At 71.1% G+C, this 9,624-nt stretch carries 6 protein-coding genes and 2 pseudogenes; 4 read left to right on the top strand and 4 right to left on the bottom strand.

The annotated features are described in order from the left end of the window. Nucleotides 1-282, bottom strand: a pseudogene (locus ACR9ZK_RS18940) (L-glutamate gamma-semialdehyde dehydrogenase); the annotation flags it as partial. A 66-nt stretch (nucleotides 283-348) separates the two neighbouring features. Then, entirely contained in the window at nucleotides 349-1,275 is a 927-nt protein-coding gene (locus ACR9ZK_RS18935; RefSeq protein WP_481343509.1) for a proline dehydrogenase family protein, read from the bottom strand. Nucleotides 1,276-1,433: 158 nt separating this feature from the next. Here ACR9ZK_RS18935 and ACR9ZK_RS18930 point away from each other — a divergent pair, with 158 nt between their 5' ends. The 3 genes and pseudogenes from ACR9ZK_RS18930 to ACR9ZK_RS18920 all read left to right on the top strand — a co-directional run. Continuing rightward, on the top strand, nucleotides 1,434-2,627 hold the full coding sequence (locus tag ACR9ZK_RS18930; protein WP_481343508.1) for a PucR family transcriptional regulator: 1,194 nt from the start codon (nucleotides 1,434-1,436) through the stop codon (nucleotides 2,625-2,627). Between the two features lie 237 nt (nucleotides 2,628-2,864). Beyond that, a complete protein-coding gene (locus ACR9ZK_RS18925) occupies nucleotides 2,865-4,688 on the top strand; it encodes an amino acid permease (protein ID WP_481343507.1) in 1,824 nt (607 codons plus the stop codon). Beyond that, nucleotides 4,685-5,080: pseudogene (locus ACR9ZK_RS18920) on the top strand (universal stress protein); the annotation flags it as partial. The gene ACR9ZK_RS18925 and the pseudogene ACR9ZK_RS18920, both read left to right, overlap by 4 nt. Nucleotides 5,081-5,631: 551 nt before the next feature. Here the strand turns inward: ACR9ZK_RS18920 and ACR9ZK_RS18915 are convergent. Further along, complete coding sequence (locus ACR9ZK_RS18915) at nucleotides 5,632-7,197, bottom strand: PucR family transcriptional regulator (RefSeq protein ID WP_481343506.1); 1,566 nt, start codon at nucleotides 7,195-7,197, stop codon at nucleotides 5,632-5,634. Between the two features lie 77 nt (nucleotides 7,198-7,274). Further along, the gene (locus ACR9ZK_RS18910) at nucleotides 7,275-8,696 is read right to left on the bottom strand and encodes an MFS transporter (RefSeq protein WP_481343505.1); all 1,422 of its coding nucleotides are present in this window, start codon (nucleotides 8,694-8,696) and stop codon (nucleotides 7,275-7,277) included. A 403-nt stretch (nucleotides 8,697-9,099) separates the two neighbouring features. On the opposite strand from ACR9ZK_RS18910, the gene ACR9ZK_RS18905 reads away from it, so the two are divergent. Beyond that, on the top strand, nucleotides 9,100-9,624 hold a 525-nt coding region (locus tag ACR9ZK_RS18905), incomplete at its 3' end, for an HAD-IA family hydrolase (RefSeq protein WP_481343504.1).

Here is a 9,624-nt window from a genome sequence, read left to right as displayed (position 1 = left end):
TCCCGGTGCCGCGTCGCGAGCGGCGGCGGTGGCCGCCCGGGCGTCGTCCTGTGTCGCGTTGCGCAGGGTGCCGAGACGCTGGCCGTGGGCGTGCGGCTGCACGACCGCGCGCTCCGCGCCGCCCCCGTGGCGCTGCTCGCCGCCGATCGTGGCGGTCAGCTCGACGTGTCGTCCGGCCTGGTCCTTGAGGGCCAGCTCGAGCCGGGCGCGGGCGTCGCTGCCGGGCTCGTAGTCGCGGATCGGCTCGTTGGCGGGAACGGGCACCTGGGTGACGCCATCCATGGGAGTCCTTTCGGGTGGTCGGGGTCGGGTGGTCGGGGTCGGGTGGTCGGGAGGTCGGGGCGCGGGTCAGCGCGAGACGAGGGAGCGCAGGAGGAAGCCGACGTTCGCCGGACGCTCGGCGAGGCGGCGCATGAAGTAGCCGTACCAGTCGCCGCCGTAGGGCACGTAGACGCGGACCCGATGGCCGGCCGTCGTCAGACGGCGCTGCTCGCCGCTGCGGATCCCGTGGAGCATCTGGTACTCGAAGCTGCCGGGGGCGCGGCCGTGCCGCTCGGCGAGCGCGCCGGCCAGCTCGACCATGCGCGGGTCGTGGCTGGCCACCATCGGGTAGCCGTCGCCGGCCATGAGGATCTCGAGGCAGCGGACGTACGCGAGGTCGACGTCGGCCTTGGCGGGGTACGCCACGGACTCGGGCTCTGCGTAAGCGCCCTTGACCAACCGCACCCGGGAGCCCGCGTGGGCGAGGTCGCGGCAGTCGGCCTCGGTCCGGTGGAGGCACGACTGCAGCACGGCACCCGTCTCCGGGACGTCGCGGCGCAGCTCGCCGAGGATCGCCAGGGTGGAGTCGACGGTCGTGTGGTCCTCCATGTCGAGGGTCACGGTGGTGCCGGCCGCTCGCGCGGCCGCGCAGATGGCGTGGGCGTTCTCGAGCGCCACCCGGTGGCCGTCGCGAGGGAGAGCCTGCCCCACCGCGGAGAGCTTCAGCGACACCTCCGCACGGCCGGCAAGGCCGAGGTCGGCCAGGCGGCCGAGCACCTCGACGTAGGTCCGCCGAATGCCGGTGGCGTGCCCGACGTCCACGGTGTCCTCCCCGAGATGGTCGAGCGTCACCGTCAGGCCCTCGTCGACGAGGCGTCGCGTGGCCGCGAGGGCGTCACCGAGGTCCTCGCCGACGACGAACCGCTCGACGAGGCGGCGGGTCGCGGGCGCGCTCGTGACGAGGCGCTTGACCCGAGGACTGCGCGAGGCCGTCAGCAGGGCCGTACTGAGCATGGTGTCTCCTCCGGGCGGGTGGTTGGCGGCGAAACTACGCGCGCCGCCGACCCCGCGGCAGCGGACAGGTGCCACACGGCCGTCCCTCGGCTTTGGACATCTGCTCAAAGCGGCTGCGACAATGCCCGCGAGCCCCTGCCGGACCGTTGGAGGACGCCATGCGACCGGAGTTCCAGGACATCGTCGACGACGTGGCCCGGTTGCTCGGGCGGCCGGCGACCCTGGAGGACCGGGACTTCAACCTCGTGGCGTTCTGCTCCCACGAGGCGCAGGGCGACGAGGTCCGCCTGCGCTCGATCCTGCAGCGGCACTCGAGCCGCGAGGTGCAGGACTGGTTCGAGGGGTTCGGCATCGCGACGAGCACCGTGCCGGTCCGCACCCCCGCCTCGTCGCAGCTCGGCGTGCTGAGCCGGCTCTGTCTTCCGGCGCGCTGGAACGGCGTCACCTACGGGTACCTGTGGCTGCTCGACGAGCATGTCGGCATCGACGAGTCACGCATCCCTGCGGCGGTGGCCCTGGCCGAGCGGGCCGGAGCGCTGATGGCCCGGCAGGCCCGCTCCCGCGAGGAGCTCGCCTACACGGTCGAGGACCTCCTGTCGGCTGACCCCGATGCGGTCAGCAGGGCGACGGAGGCCATCGCCGACCTGGGCATCATCGGGCGCGACGCCCCGCTCGCCGCGGTCGTGCTCCGGCAGGTGGGGGACTTCGCGCCACAGCCGCTGCCGATGAACCTGTGGCGGTTGCCGAGGTCGGTGCTGGCCTCGAGCGGCGAGGACCACCACACCTTCCTCGTGCCGTCGGACCCGACCAGCCTCGACGCCGCCCGGCAGGTCGCGCGACAGGCGCTCGACCTGTACTCCGACCGCCTCCCTCCGGGCTCCCGCAGCGGTCTCGTCGTCGGCATCGGCGGCATCCGGCCGAACCTCGCCCAGGCACGCGGCAGCTGGAACGAGGCGCGGCTGGCCACCCGGGTGGCCGAGGTCGTGGACTCGCTGCGACCCGTCGCCGCCTGGCCGGAGCTGGGAATCTACCGGCTGCTCGCCTGCGGCCCGGAGAAGGCGTTGGCGAGCGCCGTCCTCGACCCCGCCGTGCGGCGGCTGCTCGAGCAGGGCGATCCTGACCTGCGCCACACCGCGGTGACGTACCTGGAGGCCGGCGGAAACGTGCAGGAGACGGCGGCCGCACTCCACGTGCACCGGCAGACGGTGTACTACCGGCTGCAGAAGATCGAGCAGGTCACCGGGCTCGAGCTCGCCCGCGGCGACCACCGGCTGGTGCTCCACCTCGGCCTGACCCTGGCACCGTTCGTGGCAGACACCATCCAGGCCGGAGCTGCTTCGACATCTGTCTGAAAGCGCGGCGGCGACACTCGTACGGCTGTAAGTCGCAGCGGCCCGCGGCACGCGCTAGCGTCGGAGAGCCCTCAGGGACGGATCTCTCGCCCGCTCTTGCCGGCTCTCGCCGGGGCCCACCAGCAGCCCTGTGGCGCAAGGCTGGTCCCGTCGGTGAGCACCAGAAGTGCTGACGGCAGGCTCAACAGTCGCAGGACCTCCCTCCCGCCTTCGCAGGCCTTTCCCTTGGAGACACCGATGTCACCTGGACCCGAGCTGAAGAAGACCCTGACCCAGCGTCAGCTGAGCATGATCGCGATGGGGGGTGTCATCGGAGCGGGGCTGTTCGTCGGCTCCGGAACGGTGATCCACGACACCGGTCCCGGCACCTTCCTCACCTACGCAGTGACCGGCGTCCTCATCATCCTGGTGATGCGGATGCTGGCCGAGATGGCGGTGGCCAACCCGTCCACCGGGTCGTTCGCCGACTACGCGCGCAAGGCCCTCGGCCCGTGGGCCGGGTTCTCCATGGGCTGGCTCTACTGGTACTTCTGGGTCATCGTCGTCGGGTTCGAGGCCGTGGCCGGCGCGAAGATCATCCAGTACTGGGTCGACGTCCCGATCTGGACCTCCGCCCTCGTCCTCATGGTCCTCATGACCGCGACCAACCTCTTCTCGGTCGCGTCGTTCGGCAGGTTCGAGTACTGGTTCGCCGGCATCAAGGTCGCCGCCATCATCTTCTTCATCGTGTGCGGCAGCTTCTTCGTCTTCGGCATCTGGCCCGACAAGCACCTCGACTTCAGCAACCTGTGGAGCCACGGCGGCTTCCTGCCCCACGGGACCGCAGCGCTGACGGCCGGCGTCGTCACCGTCATCTTCTCGATGGTGGGTGCCGAGGTGGCGACCATCGCCGCGGCCGAGTCCGAGAACCCCGAGCGCGCCGTCGCCAAGGCAGCCAACTCGGTCATCACCCGCATCTGCCTGTTCTTCGTGGGGTCGGTGTTCCTCCTCGCGGTGATCCTCCCCTGGAACTCGGCCGCGCTCTCCGGCTCACCCTTCGTCGCGGCCTTCACCGAGATGGGCATCCCCTACGCCGACGACCTGATGAACGCCGTGGTCCTCACGGCCGTGCTCTCCTGCCTGAACTCGGGTCTGTACACCGCGTCGCGGATGCTGTTCGTCCTGGCCGCCCGACGTGAGGCCCCGGCACAGCTCGTCACCGTCAACGGTCGGGGCGTGCCGACGAAGGCCATCCTCGCCTCGTCGGTGATCGGCTTCCTGTGCGTCATCGCGGCAGCGATCGACGAGGACGGCGTGTTCGCCTTCCTGCTGAACTCGTCCGGCGCCATCATCCTCTTCGTCTACCTGCTCATCTCGATCTCGCAGATCCGGCTGCGGCTGCGCACCGACGAGTCGACGCTCACGGTGAAGATGTGGCTCTTCCCCGGCCTGTCCGTGCTCGCCACCCTCGGCATCGTCGCGGTGCTGGTGCAGATGGGCCTGACGCAGAGCGTGCGCTCGCAGCTCCTGCTCAGCCTGCTGTCGTGGGGCGTCGTCCTCGTCCTCTACGTCGTCAACAAGTACGTCCTGGCCCGTGCGCAGACCCCCGGGACCCCTGCGTCCGACCACGCGCGCCGGGTGCTGGTGCTGGCCAACGAGACGGTCGGCTCCGCGGAGCTGCTCGACGAGCTGCGACGCATCGACGCCGAGCGGGCGGCCACGTACTACGTGTGCGTGCCGGCGAGCCCGGTCGAGACCGGGCAGGCGGCCGTCACCGGCCCGCTGCACGTGTGGGACGCGACCGTCGAGGCGGCCCGGACCCGGTTGGACACCACGCTCGCCACGCTGCGCTCGGAGAGCCTCAGCGTCGAGGGCGACCTCGGGGACTTCCGGCCGCTGCGGGCCCTCGACACCGCCGTGCGGTCCTTCCGGCCCGACCAGATCGTCATCGCCACCAGGCCCCTGGAGGACTCGATCTGGCAACGCTACGACGTCGTCGACCGGGCCCGCACCAGCTACCCGGTCCCCGTCACGCACGTGATCGCGCACCGCACCGAGCCGGCACTCGTGGAGGAGCCGTGACCGTCGTCGTCGGCTGCACGCCGAAGGAGAGCGGCACCTCGGCGCTCGAGCTGGCCGCGCTCCTCGCCCGGTCGTCGGGGGAGGACGTCGTCGTCGCCGTGGTCGTGGCGGCCGCCTGGCCGCCCAGCACCGAGCGCGTCGACGCGGACTACCGGGCCTACCTCACCCAGCGTGGCGAGCAGTCGCTCGCTCAGGCCAAGGAACGGATGCCCGACGACGTCAACACCGCCTACGTCCTGCACCATGCCCCCTCGGTGCCCACCGGGCTGCTCGAGGTGGCCTCCGAGCACGACGCCAGCGTCCTCGTGCTCGGGTCGTCCGAGAACGGGGGGCTCGGCCTCGTCGCCCTGGGCAGCGTCGCCGACCGCATCGTGCACAGCTCGCCGGTCCCGGTCGCCCTCGCGCCGCGCGGCTACCAGGCCGAGCCCGGCGGCCGGCTCCGGCGCGTCACCGTCGCGTTCGGTGGCACGTCCAAGGACTGGTCGTTGGTCCGCGCCGCCGCGGACTACGCCGCCCGCACCACGAGCTCACTTCGAGTCGCCTCCTTCTCGGTGCGACCGAAGAAGGTCTTCGCCGCGACCCTGGCCGGCGCGGGCGAGGACCTCGTGGTGCACCAGTGGTCCCGGCGGACCAGGGAGGTCATCGACGAGCAGCTCGCCGAGGTGCGCCGGCTGCCCGACGTCCCACGCCGGCTGGAGGCCGTCATCGGTGACGGTCACAGCTGGCGCGAGGCGATGGACAGGCACCGTGGTCCCTGGGCGACCTCCTCGTCGTCGGGTCCAGCTCGCACGGCCCGGTGGCGTCGGTGTTCCTGGGATCGAGGGCCTCCAAGATCCTGCGATGCGCGCCGGTCCCGGTCCTGGCACTGCCCGTCTCCGGGCAGTGACCCCCGGCTGGGAGCGCACACTCAGTTCGTGGCGATCGTCTCCGCAGCGCTGGTGCCTCAGCTTCTCGACGCCTGCCTGGCACGCTGGGCATCCAACGCAGCCACGGCGACATGGAGCTGGGCGCGGAAGTCACCGGACTCGATGTCTCCGTGGAGGACGTCCTCGATGAGGTGCAACCGTTGGTACAGCGCCTGGCGCGACAGGTGGCTCCGGCGCGCGGCGACGGACTTGTTCCCCGCGGCGGCGAGGTAGTGGCGCAGCGTGGAGAGGAGGTCCGTGCCGTGCGTGGTGTCGTAGGTGAGCAGGGGTGCCAGCTGTCGTTCGGAGTAGGCCTGGACGCGCGGGTCGTCGCGCAAGGAGTAGAGCAGCTCGGGCAGACCGATGTCCGTGACGGTGTAGACGCCGGGCGGGGCGTCCGCCGGGGTGGCGTCCGCCACGTCCTCGGCCTCGGCGGCTGAGCGGCCGACGTCGGACAGCTCGCCGACCTCGGCCCCCACGTAGGCGGCGGTGCCGGCCATCTCGCTGACCTCCTCGGCGAGCGGCCGCCAGCCTTCCGCGCCTCGAAACGACAGGAGGACGCCGACGCCTCGGTCGCCGAGGTCACCCACGAGCGCAGAGCCGTCGAACCGGCTGCGCAGCTTCTCCAGCAACGCTGCCGGCTCGTCGGGGCGGACCAGGACGACCGCCAGCCGGCGCCCCTGAGTGGGCATGCCGAGCGCGCTGATCTTGGCCCTCGTGTCGCGCCAGGACAGGTGCCGCTGCTCCAGCACGTCGACAAGGGCGTCCGAGTGCGCCTGCTCCTCCCAGTGCGTCTCGTGCGTCAGCCGCGCCAGGGTCAGGGCCGTGGCGGCGCGTTCGAGCACCATGACGTCCTCGGCATGGAACTGCTGCTCGGCGGCGCTGCTCGGCAGCACGACGAGCCGCCCCCAACGCTGCCCACGAAACTCCACGGAGGTGACCAGCCAGCCTTCCTGGCCGGAGACCGCGGTGCGGTCGGTCGGCGTGGGGGTCGCCCGGGAACGCTCCTCCCAGCGGTTCAACACGTGCTCGAGCGTGCGCTCCCCGGGCGCGCACATCAGAGCCTGGTGCGCAAGGTTCTCCAGGACCGCCGCCCGTCCGGTCATCGTTGCCGTGGCTCGGACGATCTCCTCGGCCCCTGCGCCCCGGAGGGACAGCCCGGTGAACGTGTCGTGGATCCGCTCCGCCGCTCGAAGCGTGCGCATCTGGCCGGTCAGGATCATCGCGTGCACCTCCTGCGTCACGTCGACGAACTTGACGCCGCGGTGCAGCACGATGAGCGGCAGTCCCCGGGCGCGGCACCCTGCGACGAGGTCGTAGGGTGCCTCCTCGAAGCACCGACCGAGCTCGAGCACGACCCCAGCCGCACCGATGTCGGCCAGCTCTGCGGCGTAGTCGTCGAGCCGACTGGGGAACCCGATGCCGGTCGTGAGGACGAGCTCACCGCCGCGCAGGGCTGAGGCAGGCTTCTCCCACTCGTTGACGTGCACCCACCTCACCGGGCGGTCCAACCGGTCCTGGCCGGCGAGCACCTTGGGGAGCCCGCCGGCCAGCACGGGGAGGGCCAGGACCTGCGCCACGGTGACCTTCCCTGCCCGACTCACCCCACCACCCTGCGCCACGCGTGAGGCGGGCGCAACGGCGCTCGTCGAAGGGCCGGCCGGAGGGCTGGGAACGAGGGTCAGGAGCTCCTCGCTGCGCCTTCCGTGTCCGGCCGGCCGAGACGCCCGGCGCGGCCGTGGAGCGCCGGAGTCCGCTCCCGCACGGCTGACTCGGAGGTCACCGTGCTCGCCGTCGCCAGGGCGAGGCCCTTGGTCTCGGGAGCCAGGGCGAACGAGACCGCCAGTCCGACGAGGGTCACTCCGGCACCGATCAGGAGCGTGCCGGTGTTCCCCACCGAGGCCACGAGCACCGGAAGGAAGAACGTGCCTCCGGCCGAGCCGAAGCGGCTCATGGCCGCTGCGAAGCCCACCCCGGTCGCGCGCAGGTCGGTGGGGAAGAGCTCGCTCGGGTAGAGGAACTGCAGCGCACTGCCGGCGGCCTCGGCGAAGTGGAACACCACGAACAGGAGGATGATCGGCACAGCCAGGTGCAGGGGCAGCACGGCAAGGCCGACCAGTGCGACGAGGATCGCCGCGAAGCTGGTCAGCAGGAGGGAACGGCGGCCCACGCGGTTCACCAGGACCAGACCGGTCGAGACGCCGAGGATCGGGATCAGCATCAGGACCGCCGCACTGACGGTCGCGTTCTGCACACCCATGGACGCGAGGATCTGCGGCTGGAACGTACGGATGGCGAACCCCGTGGTGACCTGGCACAGGAAGAAGGTCGAGCAGAACACGATCTGCCTGCCGTAGCCGCGACGGAAGAGCTGACGGATGTTGCCCAGGCCGGAGCCGTTGCGCCGAGGAGCCGCGCTCTCGCGGAGCAGCTCGTCGAGTGCGACGTCCGTGCCGACGTACGTGTGCACGACGGCGGTGGCCTCCTCGATCCGGCCACGGCTGGCCAGCCATCGCGGGGACTCCGGGACGCCGGCACGGGCGAGGAGGAACACCAGGGCCGGGACCGCGCCCGAGAGCAGCATCCACCGCCAGGCGTCCTGGCCCAGGCCGGACAGACCGAGCCCCACCCAGTAGCTGACGCCGAAGCCGACCCACCACGAGAGGACGAGCCCGGACAACGCGGGCCCACGCAGCTTCCTGGGGACGAGCTCCGCGGTGATGGCAGAGGCGATCGGGTAGTCGGCGCCGACCGCGATCCCGATGACCAGGCGCAGGGCGAAGAGCTGCCAGGCCTCGTGCACGAAGAACTGCGGGACGGAGGCCGCGACGAACACCACGAGGTTGAGCAGGTACATCAGGCGCCGACCGACCCGGTCGGTGAGCGCGCCGAAGACCATGGCTCCGACGAAGACTCCGATCAGGGCCGAGGCTGCGATCAGGCCTGACCAGACCGACCCGAGGTGCAGCTGGGGCGTGATCTGGGTCAGCGCCACCGCGATGATGCCGAGCAGGTAGCCGTCACAGAACGGCCCGCCCATCGCGATGGCGACCAGACGCCGGTGGAAACGGTTGACGGGGACGTCGTCCAAGGTGGTTGTCATGGGAGTGCCTCTCGGTTGCCCGGGCGGATTGCGAATGCGACCACTGTGCGCGCGGTCACACCCCCGAGACAGACACAAACTGTCACCTGGTCGCCATCTGCCTTGACACAACGTCCCGGTTGCCGGCTCTCCAGTATCGCCGGACCCGAGCCGCGCCGAGGTGGCGCCGAGGTGGCGCCGACGCACGGTGTGTCTTGCGCGCGGCCGGACTGCGGACACTTTGTCAAGGGCACGCGACCGTCCCCCGCCGTTAGCGTCGAACCGCAGCCACCCACCCCCGGCGGAAGGGAGGTCCGCTCCGTCGGGGAGACCCGGCCGGGAAGCGTCCTCGCCCTCCTCGCGGGCTGCAGGGACCGACCCCTCTGCACGGCACGATGCCGCACGACCACCAGGAAGGCGAACCATGACCCCACGCCCCGTCGTCACGTTCGACTGTTACCGCACCCTCATCGACTTCGACCTCAACCGAGAGACCCTGCCCATCGTCCGTGACCGCCTCGACGAGGTCGGTGTCGAGCACGAGGTCTTCCTCGACAACCTGCGCGTCATGCGCTTCCAGGCCGTCGTGCAGCCGTACCGCCGGTACCGCGACATTCTCCGAGACACCCTGGAGAACTGCATGCTGCTGCACGGCATCGAGTTTCGCGATGAGGACTACGACCGGTTGATGGTCGCCGTGGAACGGTTCCCGGTCTTCCCGGACGTTCCCGACGCGCTGCGCACGCTCAAGGAGGGCTACGACATCGCGATCCTCACCAACAGCGATGACGACCTGATCCCGTTCCACCTCGACACCATCGGCGTGCCGTTCGACTACGTCGTCACCGCCCAGCAGGCCGGTGCCTACAAGCCGAGGCGGCAGGCGTTCGACAAGCTCTTCGAGGTCCTGCCGCAGAGCCGGGACCAGATCACGCACGCGGCCCAGGGC

Source organism: Monashia sp. HAY1-5C (assembly GCF_056755255.1).
Note: the sequence above shows the minus strand (reverse complement) of the source record. Positions and strands in the feature narration are given on the sequence as shown.